We start from the raw sequence: 15985 nt of genomic DNA, 5'->3' as shown, positions 1-15985 counted from the left end.
CAAGGGAGGGGAAGATGCGCTTTTCCGTATTTCTGAACGCCCGCTCGCTCGGCCCCGAGCAGGACCGAAAGCTGATGAAGGACCTTGAGGGGCACGCGAAACTGGCGGCCGATCTGGACTACGACGCCATCTTCCTGCCGGACCATCACTTCAACGGTTACATGCCGGTGGCCAGCGACAGCTTCATCTTCGCCGCTTACCTCGCGGCGCAGATGCCGAAGATGCATTTCGGCTTCTCGGTCGTCTCGGTGCCGCTGCATCACCCGGTGCGCTTTGCGGAGCGGATCAACATCCTGGACCAGCTGACCGACGGCAAGCTGCTGGTGGGTGTCGGTTCAGGCACCACGCCGGAAGAGATGATCGGCTTCGCAGTGGACTACCGCGACGCCGGCGCCCTTGCCGAGAACAATCTGGCGATTGCCGAACAGCTCTGGGCCAAGGGCATGGAAGATCCGGCGGTGGTGATCGACAACGGGCCCTACAAGGGCCGCGTGCTCCAGCGCATCACGCCTTCGCCGTTCACGCCGGGCCATGCGCGGCTGATGCCGGTGGCGATGAAGGAAGCCAGTTCGCGCCGCGCGGCAGAGAATGGCTGGCCGGCGTTTATCCCCGCTTTCACCCCGCCCAAGATCGGCGGAACCGAGCCTTTCGTCCACGTGAAGAAGTGGTTCGATATCTACAAGGGCTTCCTGCTCGAAGCCGGGCACAGCGATGAAGTCGTGAAGTCCGCGCTCGACTGGACGACGCACACCTATCAGGTGGTCCATGTGGCGGAGAGCGACGATCAGGCGCGCGAGGAACTGGAAGTGATCCTGCGCAGCTATCAGGAAGCGATCGAGCGGGAGGCCGAGTTCAACGCCCGCGCCGAAAGCGACGAAGCCAACAAGAAGACCGACAAGACGCCCGATGCGCTGACCGACGACTGGATCGGTACCTGGTGCCTCTACGGATCGCCGGAAACGGTGCTGGAACATCTGACGCCTTATGCCGAACTGGGCATCGGCAACGTGCTCTGCGGCACGACCACCGGCCCGCTGACCGAGGAGCGCCTTGCCTACGGCGATCAGACGCTGCGCCTGATGGCGGAAAAGGTGATGCCTGCGTTCAAGGCGGCCGTTCCGGCTTGAGAATGATGTGATGGCGCGGCCCGCAAGAAGGCCGCGCCGCTTGAGGAGATAGCGATGACCGTGATTTCGCCCGCCGCGCCTCGGCGGATCGTCGGGCTGGGCGGCACGTTCCGCCAGGCCTCTTCCAGCGAACGGATCGTGCGCGCGGTACTGGCCGAATGCGCCGCGATGGACGCCGAGACGGTGATGTTCGACGGGCCCGCGCTGGCTGCGCTGCCACATTTCAACCCGGAAAATCCGGATCGCACGCCGGAGCAGCAGGCGTTGGTAGAGGCGGTGCGTGGGGCGGACGGCATCGTCATCGGCAGCCCCGGCTATCACGGCGGCTATTCCGGCCTCGTCAAGAACGCGATCGACCTGCTGGAGGACCTGCGCGGCGATGCGCGCGTCTATTTCGACGGTCGTCCGGTCGGCCTAGCCGTCACGGCGGCGGGGTGGCAGGCCTGCGGCACCACGCTTTCGGCCATGCGCGACGTCGTTCACGCCATGCGCGGTTGGCCGACGCCGGTGGGCGTCGCGGTCAATTCAGTGGAGCAGAAGCCTTTCGCGCCGGACGGTTCGCTGGCCGACGAAGGCGTGGCCCGCGCCGTGCGCGCGCAGGCCGAACAGATCATGGGTTTCCGGATGGAGCTTTCGGCATGAGCGACGTGACTCTCCAGCAATCCTGCGCGCTGACGGCGGGCGGGGCCATGTGGTCGACGCTGGCGGTGCCAGAGGCAGGAATTCCGTCCTTCACCATGTCCGACGGGCCGCTGGGCATCGCCAGCGGCAAAGTGGACGAGCGCGATATCGCTTTGCTCAGTCCCTGTTCGACCTTGCTGGGCGCGACCTGGGACCGCGATCTTACCCGCCGCATCGGCGCGCTGGTGGGCAGCGAGGCGGTTTCGCGCGGGGTGGATGCGGTGCTGGCGCCGAACCTGAACCTGGCGCGGAGTCCGCTGGCGGGGCGGGCCTTTGAGTATTTCTCGGAAGACCCGGTGCTGACCGGCGTGCTGGGCGCGGAATGGGTGCAGGGGCTGCAATCGACCGGCACCGGATCGGTCGCCAAGCACATGGTCTGCAACGACAGCGAGACCTCGCGCGACGAAGTCGACGTGCGTGTGGATGAGCGGACCTTGCGCGAAGTCTATCTGCTGCCCTTCGAATATGCCGCGAATGCGGGCTGCGTGGGGCTGATGGCGGCTTACAACCGGGTCAACGGATCGTGGTGTTCCGAACAAGCGCATGTTCTGACCCAAGTGGTCAAGCAGGACTGGGGCTTTCCCGGCCTGATCATGAGCGACTGGTTCGGCACCCATTCTAGCGAGGGCACGATCAATGCCGGGCTCGATCTGGAAATGCCGGGGCCGGCGCAGTTCATGGGCAGCAAGCTGGAAACGGCTGTGGCTGCCGGGGCGGTCGATCCGGCGCGCATCGAGGACGCGGCTTCGCGCGTGGCCTCTGTCGCGCGCCGGATCACTGCGGACAAGGCCCCGCCGATGCCGAAGTCGGAGGCCGATGCGCTGCTGATCGAGGCGGCGGCGGCTGGGTTCACCCTGCTGCGCAATGAGGGCGAAATGCTGCCGCTGACGCCGGGATCGGTGAAGACCCTGGCGGTGATCGGCCCCAACGCCTGGGCGCCGTGTTTTCAGGGCGGCACGTTCGCGAAGATCTCGATCTCTCCCGATGCACCGACGCCGGTTGAGACCTTGCGCGCGGCCTACGGTGCTTCGTGCGATATCCTGTTCGAACCCGGCGTCGACCCGCAGCCGCGCCTGCCGAACATGAGCGTGACGCCGGCGCAGGATATCGGCGACGGCTGCACGCGCGGGATGACGCTGGAATACTTCGGCGCGCCGGACTGCGCGGGCGAGGTGCTCACGCGCGAGACGCGGGACACCAATTCGCTCGTCTGGTTTGTGGGCGTTCACGATCAAGCGGACTTTACCGTGCCGGGGTCGGTGCGGGCGAGCGGCCGCTACACGGCGACGCGCAGCGGCGCGCATATGCTCCATCTGGGTTCGACCGGCGCGGCGCGCATTCTTGTCAACGGCAAGGAGGTGCTGCGCGCGGGCGGAGAGATCCCGGCGGGCGATGTGATGGGCGTGCTGAAGCGCGGCGATTCCGATCACGTCAGCCTCGATCTTGCCGAAGGGCAGGAGGTGACGGTCTCGGTCGAGTTCTCATGGACCGGCGGGCGCGTGCAGGGCCTCTGGTACGGCCTTCGCGGCCCGGGAAGTGCCGAGGAGATGCTGCAGGCCGCCGTCGATGCCGCCCGTGCGGCGGATGCGGTGTTTCTGATCGTGGGCGAAACGTCCGATTCCAGCGTCGAGAGCAAGGACCGGCCCGATACCCTGCTTCCCGCCGAACAGTTGCGTTTGATCGATGCGGTTACGGCGGCCAATCCGCGCACGGCGGTGATCGTCAATGTCGGTCATGCCTTCGACAGCGCGTGGGAAGACAAGGCGGCGACGCTGCTTTCGGTCTGGTATCCGGGCGAGGGCTTCGCCCGCGCGCTGGCCGATGTGCTTTCGGGCGTGCGCGAGCCGGGCGGCCGCCTGCCGGTGACGATCGCGGCGAACGAGGTGGACTACCCCGCTTTCGCGCTGCAGCCTGCGGCCGATGGCTCTCTGGCCTATTCCGAAGGCACTCTGCTGGGCTATCGCGGTCTGGTCGCGGCGGGCACGGCCGCGCGCCATCCGTTCGGTTCGGGCATGGGCTATGCGCGCTTCGCATGGTCCGACGCGGCGGCTGAGGGCGATTTGCTGCGCGTGACCGTGAGCAACCTGTCCGATCGCACTGGCAGCGATGTGGTGCAGGTCTATCGTGACAGCCCCGAATGCGCGCTGGTGGGCTTTGCCCGCATCCAACTCGCCGCCGGGGAGAGCCGCCGCGTGGCCGTGCCGCTGGAACCGCGCGCACTCCAGCGTTGGGGGGAGGGGGGCTGGGAGCCGGTTGCCGACCGCCTGACACTGCGCCTCGCCCGGCACTGCGAGGATGCGGGCATTCCCGTCGAGATGGAGATCGCAGCTCTCGTTTAGGGGGCGCAGATCGCAGGCAAAGAGAGGCCCGCCGGGATCGATCCCGGCGGGCCTCTTTTTTCTTTGGCGTTGCTGCGCGGATCAGTCCGTCCAAACGCCGCTCTGCGTCAGCGCTTCTTCTTCGGGATGGTCGCGGTGAAGTCCGGGTCCTTGTTGGCTACCCAGTCGACGAATTTGCGCACGGCGGGATCGGCCAGCAGGCCCTCCACGTCCATGCCGTGGCGCTGCAGTTCGGAATTGGTGAAGTTGGCGATCAGCGTCTGCTGGCAGATCGGGTGCATCGGCACCACGTCGCGCCCGCCCCGGCTCTTGGGAACGGGATGGTGCCAGACGATGGTCTCGCCCGTGGGGCGGCCGCAGAGCCAGCAGGGGACGGGCGGCGGGGGAGCTTCCTCCTCTTCGCTGCCGAAATCGTCAAAGGATCCATGTTTGCGGTGCTTGCGGGCCATGGATGTGCCTATAGCGGGTGCGGCGGACATTGCCACACCCGCTATCGAGTCTGTGCCGTCAAACCGTAAGCGGCGTTTTGCCCCGCGTGATGCCCATGCTCAGCGCACCGATGGCGACGGCCAGCGATACCACGCCCGCCGTGACGAAAGCGCCCTGCATCGATCCGGTCGCGCCGCTCGCCTGATGGACGAGCACGGGGGAGATGAACTGGCCGAAGAAGAACGATCCGGTCCAGATGCCCATGCCCCGACCGCGATGTTCGAAGGGGAACTTGGTCTGGGCCCAGGCGATCAGCGAAGGCACGGCCATGCCCGCGCCGGTCTGCTGGATGGCCAGGCCCACGATCATCTCACCCGGATTGCGGGCAAGCCCGATTACGGCAAGGCCGGTGCCGAGGATAGCAAGGAACGCGCCGAGCTGGACGCCGTTGGAACGGCCCGAAAGGATGCGGAACAGCAGCGCGCCCAGGATCACGAAGAGGCTGGGCAGGAAGCTCATCTTGGCGACGTCTGCCGGGTTGGTCACGCCCACTTCGCCGAAAGCGATGCTGCCGTTGACGATGAAGACGTAGTACTGCGCGGCCGAGAACAGCGTCAGCGCGGCAACGCCCAGTGCGGCGCCCAGCGGGAAGCGGGCCTTTTCGCTGCCGGCCTGTATCGGCGTATCGTCATGCACGCCGCGGCCCTTTGGCTCGTAGAGGAAGGCCAGCATCGCGAAGTAGATCGGGAAGGCGACGAGGTAGACGAGGAAGCCGCCGTTCCACTTCATCGAGGCGACAAGGCCCGACATCAGGATCACGCCGGAGGCCAGGAACGGCCCGATCACGCCTTGCAGGAACAGCCAGTTGCGGCGGCTTTCGTTGTCCCAATAGTCGCCGATCAGGGTGTTGACGATGGTCAGGATGCCTGCCTCACACACGCCCAGCGCCAGTCGGCTGGCGAAGATTTGGTTCAGGTCGTCCAGGAAGAACGGCAGGGTGCCGAACAGGCCATAGAAGAACGTGCAGATCAGCAACAGCCGGCGGCGGCCGAACTTGTCGACGAACCAGCCCGCGAATGGGGCAAGGATGGCGATGGTAAGGCCCGGCGCGGTGACCATCAGCGGCACTTTGGCGGCTGCATCCGGATCGGTGTGGAAATGCGCGATCATCGACGCCACGATCGGGAACATCGATACGATCGCAAAGATCGGAAGGAAGGCCGCGATGACGATCGTCATGCCCTGCGGCTTCATGGTGAGTTTGCTGAAGAATCGGGAAACCGGGTTCATGCCTCTCCGCCCGCGCCGCTGACCGGCGCTATATTAGAATTACTATTCCTGTTTCCTATCGACGATTTTGATCGCGGTCAATGCAATCGAAGGCCTTGACCGAACGGCTCATCTAAAATTAGAACCATCATTACAAATTATACGAGAGGAAGCATGACGAAAGCGCGCCTGAAGAGGGGCATGGATAGGGTGTTCAGCGCCCGGCCGGTGGGAATTGGCGCATGAGGCGCGCCGATTCGGGCTGGAATCGCCGGGAGTTCACGGCAGGCGCCGCGCTGCTGGCGCTGGCTTTGGGCATTCCCGTGGCCGGGGTGAAGCTGACCGACCTCGATGCGGCCGACTTGCCGAGCGATCGCCAGCGCCGGCTGATCGCGGAGGTTTCCGATCTGGTCATCCCGCGCACCGATACGCCGGGCGCGATGGACGTGGGCGTGGGCGATTTCGTGGTGCTGGCATTGGCTCACGGCCTTTCCGGAACGCGCGCGCCGATGGCGTCGGAAATGGTGACGGCGGCCATCGCGCCCTTTCGCCGCCGCGACGGATCGCTGCGGCATCTCGCCTGGCTGGAACACACGCTGGACCGCGCGGCGGGGGGCGATTTCCTGCGGCATGGCCTTGCCGAGCGTACGCGCCTGCTGGCCGCTCTCGACGATGCAGCCTTCGCCCAAGGTGCGCCGCCATCGCCATGGAACGCGATCAAGGGGCTGATCCTCACCGGCTACTACACCAGCGAAGCGGGCGGATCGCAGGAGCTTCGTTACGAACTGGTCCCCGGCAAATGGGAATGGGACATCCCCATCCAGCCCGGCGACCGCGCATTTTCCAGCGACTGGACCGCAGTGGATTTCGGCTGACAATGACCAACAATACGCAATTCGACGCTATCGTCGTCGGCTCCGGCATTACCGGTGGCTGGGCGGCGAAGGAACTGACCGAAGCGGGCCTGACCGTTCTTATGGTGGAGCGCGGCCGCAATATCGAGCATCAGACGGGCTACGACACCGAACTCAAGGCCCCGTGGGAAATGGAGTTTCGCGGGCAGGGCGATGCGGAGCTTTATGCACGCGAATACCCGGTGCAGATGCTCAACAGGCACTTCAACGAGTTTACCGAAGGCCACTTCGTCAACGACGCTGATCAGCCCTACCAGAAGGCGCCGGGCAAGGATTTCGACTGGTTCCGCTCTTACCAGCTTGGCGGTCGCTCGCTGACTTGGGGACGGCAGTGCTATCGCTGGTCGGACTACGATTTCGGCGCGAACAAGCGTGACGGTTTCGGCACCGACTGGCCGATCCGCTATGCCGACCTTGCCCCGTGGTATGACAAAGTTGAGGAATTCGTCGGGGTTTCGGGCGCAGCGGAGGGGCTACCGCAGCTTCCGGACGGACGCTTCCTGCCGCCGATGGAGCTGAACTGCGTCGAATCCGCGATGCGGGAGCGTATTCGCGCGAAATACCCGGACCGGGTGATGACCATTGGCCGCACTGCCAATCTTACCGAGGCGCGGCCGGAACAGGGCCGCGCGCATTGCCAGTACCGCAGCATTTGCGCGCGCGGCTGCTCCTACGGCGCCTATTTCTCCACGCAATCGGCCACGCTGCCGGCGGCGAAGAAGACCGGGCGGCTCACTGTCGTCACCGATGCGCAAGTCCACAAGGTGGATTACGATGCGAAGACCGGCCGCGTCACCGGCGTGCGCTGGATCGATACCAAGACCGGCGAGCACAAGGTAGCCTATGCCCGCGTCGTGTTCCTGAACGCGGGGGCGTTCAACTCCGTCCACCTCATGCTGAATTCGGCCAATGAGGCGATGCCGCAAGGTCTCGCCAATTCCAGCGGCGTGCTGGGCACGCATATCATGGACCATGCCAATACGATGGCCGCCATGGCGGTGGTGCCGGGTTTCGAGGGGCGAACCAGCTTCGGCAATCGCCCGACCGGCATCGTCATCCCGCGCTTCCGCAATCTCGACACTTTGGACGGGGACGGTTTCACGCGCGGCTATTCGTTCCAAGGCGGGGCGCTTCAGGGCACCTGGACGCGTGGCAAGCGGATGGGCGGCATCGGCAAGGACTACAAGGAGCAGCTGCACCAGATCGGCCCATGGACGATGGTGCTGGTGGTTTTCGCGGATTCGATGCCGCGCGCCAGCAATCGCCTGACCTTGAGCAACCGCACGGACCCGCGCGGCGTGCGCCAGCTTGAGATCGCCTTCGAGCACGGCAAGGAGGAAATGGCCGCGCTTGCCGATGCGCATAAGGAAGCGACGAAGATGCTGACCGACGCGGGCGGGCATGTCATCATGGGCTTCGACAAGCCCGGCCATGGCGGCACTTCCATCCACGAGATGGGCGGCGCGCGCATGGGCTGGGATCCGAAGACCTCCGTTCTCAACCGGCTGAGTCAGGCGCACGACATCCCGAACCTGTTCGTCACCGATGGCGCGCAGATGAGCTCGTCGGCCTGCCAGAACCCCTCGCTCACTTACATGGCGCTAACCGCGCGGGCCTGCGCGACGGCGGTCTCGATGTTGAAGGAAGGCGTGATTTGACGGCGGTTGCCTCGCCGGCGTTCCCGATGGACCTGACAGATCGGCAGAAGTCGCTCGCCTACCTGACCTTGATGGTGGCGCTGGTTCTGGAGATCGTCGATGTAACCATCGTCAATACCGCGCTGCCGGTGATCGAGCGGGACTTCGGCGCCGCGGCGGCGCAGGCGCAGTGGGTGGCGGCGGGCTATTCGCTGGCCTTTGCACTGCTGCTGATGCTGGGCGGGCGACTCGGCGATGCCTTCGGCTACAACCGTCTGTTCATCGGCGGCGTGGCGGGATTCACTTTCGCGTCGATGCTTTGCGGACTCTCGGGCAGTCCGGACCAGTTGATCGCTGCGCGCGTATTGCAGGGGGCCGCCGGCGCGATGATGGCGCCGCAGGTCATGGCGCTCATTCAGGTGCTGTTCGAGCCGCTCGAACGCGTGGCAAAGCTGGCGTGGGTGGGGGTGATCGGCGGCCTTTCGGCAATCTGCGGGCCGATCATCGGCGGCGTCTTGATCCATGCGAACTTGTTCGACCTTGGTTGGCGCAGCGTGTTCCTGATCAATGTGCCGGTGGGGGTGGCGGCCGTGATAGTGGCTTGGCGACTGCTCCCGGCATCGCGCTCGGCCACTGCGCGCGGCATCGACGGGGGCGGCACGGTGCTGTTCGGCGCGTCGATGGCCGCGCTGCTCTACCCCTTGGTGCGCGGGCACGATCTGGGCTGGCAGCCGTGGCATGTGGCCCTGCTGATCGCCGCCCCGATGCTGCTGGCGTGGGTCTGGAAACGGACCGCTCGGCGCGCCAAGGACGGGATGGCGACGCTTTTCGCGCCTGAACTGTTCCACCAGCGCCAGTTTTCCATCGGGCTCACCATCGCGCTGGCCTTCGGTGCGGCGACCGGCGGGTTCCTGTTCGTCTTCGCTTTCGGTGCGCAGAAGTTGCTGGGGTTTTCGCCACTGGAAACCGGCCTGCTGCATATTCCATTCAGCGCGGGCGTCATGCTGGGGATCGCCTTCCTCGGCCGAAAACTGGTGACCAGCCACGGCAAATGGGTGCTGGTCGGCGGTATTGCGCTGATGGCCCTGTTCGCGGGCGGGACGCTGCTATGGATCGAAAGCGGCGTGCCGTTCTGGTGGGCGCTGCCCTGCCTTGCACTGGCGGGGACGGGCATGGGCATGACCAGCGGCCCGCTAACCCCCGTGATCCTTGCACGCGTGGACCGCAGCCACGCCGGCGCGGCCAGCGGACTGATCAAGACGGTGCAGGAACTGGGCATGGCACTGGGCATCGCGGTGGTCGGAACCGCCTTTTTCGCGGGCGCGCCGACAGGGAAAGTGGGCGCGATCTTTCCTGCCATCGCCGCGATCGAAGGATTGATGCTGCTTTGCTTTGCGCTCGCGCTCCGGCTGCCCGCGCCCTTGTTTCCTGAGCATGATGCTTGACTGGAATTTCCATTCTATTTAGAGTTCGGGCTGAGCCTGGTAGCGGAGTTTCTCCGCTTGGGAAGTCGGCGCTGCCTCATCCGGTCGCGCCTTCATGCTGCGGGCCGCTTTGTCCTTCGGGACGACCCTTTCGGGGGTGGCGGCGCAACGTGTGAACACATCGGCCCGTCTCCCTCGTCAGCGATTGGGAGAAGACCATGGCCGATTACGTCCGCAATCTCTGGTATCTTGCCGCCTGGGACCATGAAGTGCCGCAAACCGGCATGTTGTCCCGCACTTTGCTTGACGAAAAGTGGCTGATCGCCAGCCTGTCCGATGGAACATATGCGATGCTGGCCGACCGCTGCCCGCATCGCTTCGTGCCGCTGAGCAAGGGGCGATTGCAGGAAGACGTCATCCATTGCCCCTACCACGGGCTTGGCTTCGACAGGACCGGCGCCTGCGTGCACAATCCCTTTCCGGCATCCCCGCCCGCCCATGTTCGCGCGCGGACGATGCCGGTGGTCCATCGCCATCGCGGCTTGTGGTTCTGGCCCGGCAATCCCGACCGCGCCGACCCCGCCCTGATCCCCGACTTTGCCTTCGTCGACCGGCAGGGCATGCAGCGCAGCCGCCTTGTCATCCAGGGTAACTACGAACTGGTGACGGACAACCTGATGGACCTGACTCATGCGGAGTTCCTGCATGTTACCAGCTTCGGCGTGAACGGTTCCATCTTCTCCGGTCGGCAATCGGTGCTCACCGACGAGAGCGGGGCGATCTGGAACAATTGGGACATGGAAGCCGTCAAGCCGCCGATGTGGGCGTCGCCCATGCTGAACGAGGGCGAGCAGGTGGATCAATGGCTGCACATGCGCTGGCACGCGCCGGCCGCGATGGCATTGACGGTGGGGCTTTCCAGAGCCGGGACCGACCGCGGCGAAATGCTGGTGCCGATGATGGTCAATCCGCATATCATTACGCCGGAAACGCGCACCAGCAGCCATTACTTCTACGACCACGAAGCGACACCGGAAGCCGAGGCGCTGGCCCGTCAGGTCTTCGTGGACGAGGACGAGCCGATGATCGAGGCGGCGCAGGAAGCGCTGGGGGAGCAGGATTTCTGGGCGGCGCGTCCGGCGATCCTGGAAACCGATGCCGGGGCCATCCGGGCCCGACGGCGACTGATGCAGTTGCGGCGTGCCGAAGCCGAATTGGGCGAGGCGAAGGTGGGCGCAGCGATGGCGGCAGGCTGAATCGGGCGTCCCTGCCTGCCCTCCGTGCCCGCGAACATTATTGTGAAGAAGGGACTTTCTCGTTCCTGCCGGGCTTGCTAGGCGAAGGAATTGCACTTGCTGCGACAGTGGTGGTGCAATTCTCGCACGGGGCCCCAAGAACCAGAACATGAAGAATGCCGGGCAGATGCATCGTCCCGATCTGGAGGTCGCCGTCCTGCGGATGTCGCCGGCGCGGATCGATGGCCGGGTGATGGACGATGCCGCCGGCAATGGCCTGATCCGGGCGGGCGTGGACGTTACCGTGTTCCTGAACCCGCCGGGCACGGCATTCCGGGATCCGCAGATCATGGGCAGCGGCCGGATCTATGAGGACCGGATCGAGATCGACCTGACGCTGCCGCCAGCGCGTGTGGCGGCGCTGACCGGCGCGGTGGAAGCAGGCGCCCGCCTGCAGTTCAAGATGCGGTCGATCACCGACACGCTGTTTCGGGTGGAAGCGGTCGCCGCGGCCTGAAAATGCGTTCCCAAACCGCGCCCTGAGGCGGGCCGCAAGACGCCATTACCGCGAAAGAGATGGCGCGCTTCTCGCAATAGCAGGGGCGATCGTGCCTGCTGGGGCTATCCTGCCAGACGGGATGAAACCGTCGACCGGGATCGATGAAGGCACGCATCAACAAGCTTCTCAAGCCGCTCGGCTACGAACTCGACCAGTTGGACGAGCGTCCCTACTGGCCGCGAGCACGGGCCAAACGCATCGACAAACCCTTTCTTTTCCTGCTCAACCCCGCCGGATCGGGCTCTGCCGATATCGCCTGGTATCTCAGCCAGCGCAGCGACATCGGCGGGCTGCACCACAGTTTCGAAGGGCAGCGCCTGATCAAGGGGCTGATGGACAGCGACCGCTGGTGGCCTGAGAAATTCGTCGATTACGAAGCCGTGATGGGCGCGTGGAGCGCCCGCATTGCCGAGGCCGATCCTGAAGGGCGCTACGGGTACTGGCTGGAAAAGAGCCCCGCGAACCTTGTCCGGCATCGGCAACTCCTCGAATACTTCCCCGATCACCGCGTGGTGGTGAACAATCGCGGGCCGGTGGCCAATGTGGCGGCGCAAGTCCGCCGCTACCTGTACAAGGAATACCACGGCGCTCGCCGTCCGCTGGTGGTGCGCCATCTCGCACGGATCTGGCTGTGGCGCAGCCGGTTGCTGATGCAGGCCGCGCGGGACCATGGCTATCCCTGCCTGTCTTACGAGGCGTTCTGCCAGCGCCCCGATGCGATCGCGGAAGCCTTTGGCCTCGCTCCGCTGACGCTGGTGAGCGGAGTCCAAGCCTTACCGCCCGGCATGACGCGAACCACCCCCGACACCGCGCGCCAGCTGACCGAGCACGAGCGCGAAATGGTGGTGGATGAGCTTTCCGGAGCCGAAGAGGTGCTGGCGTTCTTCGGCTATGACCTTGCCACCGAACTGGCGGGCGAAGAGGGCGCCGATACGGGGCAACCTAGCGTGCACGCCGTTCCGGCCGCCGCCTCTGACAGCGGAGCCGAGTGAGGCGTCATAGTATGTGACGCTGATCCGTCATGCGAAGAAGTTCGGACATTTTCGCAATGCGGTCCTTGAAGTCATAGCTTGATCGAACGATCCCCTTGGAAAAGCTGCTCGAAGCAATTCGGCATTTCACTAGCTTCAGAAGCAAGCTCATACAATTTTGGGTCTGTCCAGACGTCCTCGAACAGAGGCTGCGCGTCTATGTCGCAGGCAATTCTCAGGACAGCGACGCAACTTTCGGGGGGTAGAAATCGCATTCGCAATATAGGTCGATCATAATTTCCTGAATAATGCCCGTTCAGCGAATGAGACCAATCCCAGTCGATTGCAAATGAGTCCTGTCTTGCTAGCTCACTGGGCTGTTCAATCTCACCCGACAGCAACGGATAAGCACCTACCAGCCATGTCATGACCTGGATCTGCCAATATGGATTGGGAATGGCGATTACCGAACGGAACCAAGGATCAATCGAACTGATAGGCAAATATCTGATGCACAGGAAAAGAGAAGCGGAAAGCAAATTTCCGGCGCTACGCCAACCGGCTAGCCCATTCGGGCCCTTCCATTTGCTTAGGCAATTCTCCGCATCGAATTCACCGCCGGGCCAGAAGCGGGGCGACATGATATAGCGGCCAAGTGTAGCCAGAACATCTTCGCGATAACCTGAATACGGCAGCGTATCATCGCTTTCCAGTCGATGTTGTATTATGAACGCCGTTATTAAAGCCTCGGCAGGCTGATAATGGGTCGTGATCCAATTACGCGCAATAAGACGCGGTAATAGGTAGTGATACCATTGCAGCCATTCGTCGCTCGGACCGAAGGCACTCGTTCCGGAAATTATTTCTCCGAGCGCGTGCGTAACGTCGTCGTCGGATGCCGCATCTAGATCGAAAAGTTGGCGATACTTCTTTCGCTCCGATCCCATGAACCAGGCTTCGCCCATCGGTTTAGTTGGTGCAGAAGAAGCGCGGGACATTCGATCAAGCGCTGAATGATCCGGACCGTGTTCTGGTACCCACAGATATGCTTGAGAAGCTTTGGACATTCCCAAAGCCTAAGCCAACTTCGCTAACGACCGCTTTAGGTTATGCCGTAATTGCTGACAGCAAAACAAGCGGGCGTTGAACGCATATCGCTCCAAAGGGCGCCGTTCAGGTCGTCGCAGTCCGGCTGTAGTAGTATTGATAATAGGCCATTTCCTCGCCCAGCACAGCGGCGGAGCGGGTATCGACCTGGGTCAGCACCACGCCGAAGATGTGTGCCTCTGCCCTTTCCAGTTCGCGCAGTGCCGTCTTGATCACGCTGCGCGGGGTCGTGCGCCAGCGCACGACCATCAGCACGGCGTCAGCCATGGCAGCGACGGCGCGCGCTTCCGCCACCGGAATGGCCGGGGCGATGTCCAGCACGATCAGGTCGTAGCGTTGCTTGCAGCTTTCCAGCAGCGCCACGGTTGCATCGGACTGGACGATGTCGAAATTGCCGGCGCCGGAGGTATTGAGCGGCAGCACATGCGCGCCGGAGGCCGGATCCGTCAGGATCACGTCGTCCAGGCGGGCATGGCCCGACAGCACTTCCACCAGTCCGGACCTGCCGGACAGGCCCAGCGCGAGTGTGGTGCCCAGACGGCGGAAGTCGCAGTCCACAAGCAGCGTCCGGCGTCCTGCCAAAGCGGCAGACCGGGCGAGTGCGATGGCGGTGCTGGTCTTGCCTTCGTCCGGGATCGAGGAGGTGAGGCCCACGGTTCGCGCCAACTGGCCTTTCTGGCCGATGCGCAAGGCCGTCCAGATCGCGCGGACCGATTCCGAGAACGGGGATTCGCGGTTCTTGATCAGGAAATCGGGCACCGAGAGCAATTCGCCCTTGCGGAAGTCGGGCTCGTCCATGGTGCCGATATCGGGCAGGCTGCTGATGACCTTGAAGCCGGTGAACTCCTCCGCTTCGGTGCGGGTGCGGATGCCGCGCTCACGCCATTCCAGCAGCAGTGCCAGCACCACTGCGGCGATTATCCCTGCGATCAGGCCGGCCAGCAGATAGACCAGAATATCGGGCGAAGTGGGCAGCGTGGGCGGCTGCGCGCGCGAAATGATGTCGGCCTTGCTCTTTTCCGTGCCGCGCGTGGCCAGTTCGACGCGATAGCGGTCAAGGAAGGTCTGGTAGAGCTGGCGGGAACTTTCCGCCACGCGGTCCAGTTCGGCCAGGCGAACCGAGGCATTGTTGCCGGCCACCAGGCGGCCCTGCGTTCCGCCCATCACGCTCTGGATCGCGCCGACGCGCTGGCTGGCGACGCGGATGTCCTGATTTACGCCGGCGCTCGCACGTGCAATCTCGCGGTTGAGCGAGGCGCGGGTTGAGGCCAGTTCCGCCTCCGTCCGCATACGGTCGGGGTGGTTGGGGCCCAGCGTGGCGGACTGCTGCGCCAACTTCTGTTCCAGCGTGGCCACCTTGCTGCGCAAGTCGGCGATCACCGGGCTGGAGTTGACGATCGAGCCGCTTTCGCCGGCATTGGCACTGGCCCGGCCCTGTGCGGCGGCAAGATCGCCCTTGGCCGAGGCCAGTTCGGTATTCAGCGTGGAGAGTTCCTGCTGCCCGATCGTATTGTCGTTGCTGGAACTGACGAGGTTGGCACTGGCCTTGTAGCTGGCAACGTCAGCCTCGGCCTTCTGCACATCGCCGCGCAGCTGATCCAGCCGGGTGCGGAGCATCTGGATGTCTACCGTCCGCGCGGCCTGTGCGGCCTGCACTTGGCCGCCGACGTAGGCATCGGCCACGGCATTGGCGACCATGGCGGACACTTGCGGGTTGTTGGAACTGAAGGCGAGGTTGATCGCGTAGGACAGCCCCTTGCGCTCCACCGTCAGGCTTGAGCGGACCAGGTTGGCCGCCGCCTCGACGGAAATCGGCCCGGTGGCATCGCGGGCCTTGGCGTGGAGGAAGGCGGGATTGGTGTTGAGCTTGGCCCGTTCGACGGCGGCCTGCGCGATTTCGGGGGAACTCAGAACCTGAACTTCGGTATCGACGGCGGGCGAATCGATCACGTTATCCCGGTCGCTCTGCTCCGTCCGCACGATCTGCTGGTCGTTGCGATCCAGCGCGAGGATCACGTTGGCGTCGTAGACCTTCTGCGCCAGCATGTAGGCCAGCATGGTCACCGCCATGATTGCGGCAATCACGCCCAGCATGACCCATTTGTACCGCCAGGCCAGCGTGGCCATCCAGGCCAGGTCTATCACCTTGTCGCTCTGGCCGGTGGCGGACGCGGTGCCTTTCCCTTCGGCCGCAGGGCCGGCGTCGTGGGAGAGCCGGGGTTCGCGCGCGCGCTCACGCGCGGAGTCGCGCGCAGAATGGGGATCGAGTTGCTGGGAACCGAAATGCAAGTCC

The 15985-nt window shown here is 64.4% G+C and carries 13 protein-coding genes; 9 read left to right on the top strand and 4 right to left on the bottom strand.

Annotated features, from left to right (window positions below; all coding sequences use genetic code 11):
- Window positions 1-14: 14 nt before the first annotated feature.
- Genes ACZ1JC_RS02405 through ACZ1JC_RS02395 form a run of 3 tightly spaced genes read left to right on the top strand, consistent with a single transcriptional unit; the run spans window position 15 to window position 4147 of the window.
- Window positions 15-1127 carry an LLM class flavin-dependent oxidoreductase gene (locus ACZ1JC_RS02405; RefSeq protein WP_465139497.1) on the top strand — a complete coding sequence of 371 codons (1113 nt, stop codon included), beginning with the start codon at window positions 15-17 and terminating at the stop codon, window positions 1125-1127.
- A gap of 54 nt (window positions 1128-1181) precedes the next feature.
- The gene (locus tag ACZ1JC_RS02400) at window positions 1182-1769 is read left to right on the top strand and encodes an NADPH-dependent FMN reductase (RefSeq protein WP_465139498.1); all 588 of its coding nucleotides are present in this window, start codon (window positions 1182-1184) and stop codon (window positions 1767-1769) included.
- On the top strand, window positions 1766-4147 hold the full coding sequence (locus ACZ1JC_RS02395; protein ID WP_465139499.1) for a beta-glucosidase: 2382 nt from the start codon (window positions 1766-1768) through the stop codon (window positions 4145-4147). Before ACZ1JC_RS02400 ends, ACZ1JC_RS02395 begins: the two co-directional genes overlap by 4 nt.
- Window positions 4148-4254: 107 nt before the next feature.
- Here the strand turns inward: ACZ1JC_RS02395 and ACZ1JC_RS02390 are convergent, their stop codons facing one another.
- Window positions 4255-4596: a hypothetical protein gene (locus ACZ1JC_RS02390; RefSeq protein ID WP_465139500.1), complete on the bottom strand. Its 342-nt coding sequence runs from the start codon at window positions 4594-4596 to the stop codon at window positions 4255-4257.
- Window positions 4597-4654: 58 nt separating this feature from the next.
- On the bottom strand, window positions 4655-5866 hold the full coding sequence (locus ACZ1JC_RS02385; RefSeq protein WP_465139501.1) for an MFS transporter: 1212 nt from the start codon (window positions 5864-5866) through the stop codon (window positions 4655-4657).
- A gap of 221 nt (window positions 5867-6087) precedes the next feature.
- Here ACZ1JC_RS02385 and ACZ1JC_RS02380 point away from each other — a divergent pair, with 221 nt between their 5' ends.
- From ACZ1JC_RS02380 to ACZ1JC_RS02355, 6 genes are all read left to right on the top strand, one after another.
- Complete coding sequence (locus ACZ1JC_RS02380) at window positions 6088-6720, top strand: gluconate 2-dehydrogenase subunit 3 family protein (protein ID WP_465139502.1); 633 nt, start codon at window positions 6088-6090, stop codon at window positions 6718-6720.
- 2 nt (window positions 6721-6722) lie between these two features.
- Window positions 6723-8417 carry a GMC oxidoreductase gene (locus ACZ1JC_RS02375; RefSeq protein ID WP_465139503.1) on the top strand — a complete coding sequence of 565 codons (1695 nt, stop codon included), beginning with the start codon at window positions 6723-6725 and terminating at the stop codon, window positions 8415-8417.
- 26 nt (window positions 8418-8443) lie between these two features.
- On the top strand, window positions 8444-9841 hold the full coding sequence (locus ACZ1JC_RS02370) for an MFS transporter (protein ID WP_465139504.1): 1398 nt from the start codon (window positions 8444-8446) through the stop codon (window positions 9839-9841).
- Between the two features lie 197 nt (window positions 9842-10038).
- Complete coding sequence (locus tag ACZ1JC_RS02365) at window positions 10039-11076, top strand: Rieske 2Fe-2S domain-containing protein (RefSeq protein WP_465139505.1); 1038 nt, start codon at window positions 10039-10041, stop codon at window positions 11074-11076.
- Window positions 11077-11224: 148 nt separating this feature from the next.
- Window positions 11225-11572: a hypothetical protein gene (locus tag ACZ1JC_RS02360; protein WP_465139506.1), complete on the top strand. Its 348-nt coding sequence runs from the start codon at window positions 11225-11227 to the stop codon at window positions 11570-11572.
- 143 nt (window positions 11573-11715) lie between these two features.
- Window positions 11716-12606, top strand: coding sequence for a hypothetical protein (locus ACZ1JC_RS02355; RefSeq protein WP_465139507.1), 891 nt, complete (start codon window positions 11716-11718; stop codon window positions 12604-12606).
- Window positions 12607-12677: 71 nt separating this feature from the next.
- On the opposite strand, the gene ACZ1JC_RS02350 is transcribed toward ACZ1JC_RS02355, so the two are convergent.
- Together ACZ1JC_RS02350 and ACZ1JC_RS02345 are read right to left on the bottom strand one after the other, a co-directional pair.
- The gene (locus ACZ1JC_RS02350; RefSeq protein WP_465139508.1) at window positions 12678-13652 is read right to left on the bottom strand and encodes a hypothetical protein; all 975 of its coding nucleotides are present in this window, start codon (window positions 13650-13652) and stop codon (window positions 12678-12680) included.
- A gap of 106 nt (window positions 13653-13758) precedes the next feature.
- A complete protein-coding gene (locus tag ACZ1JC_RS02345; RefSeq protein WP_465139509.1) occupies window positions 13759-15981 on the bottom strand; it encodes a GumC family protein in 2223 nt (740 codons plus the stop codon).
- Window positions 15982-15985 lie beyond the last annotated feature (4 nt).

The organism is Sphingomonas sp. BL-S-28, from assembly GCF_055521515.1.
The sequence above is the reverse complement of the archived record's forward strand: the minus strand, read 5'-3'. Positions and strand labels throughout refer to the sequence as shown.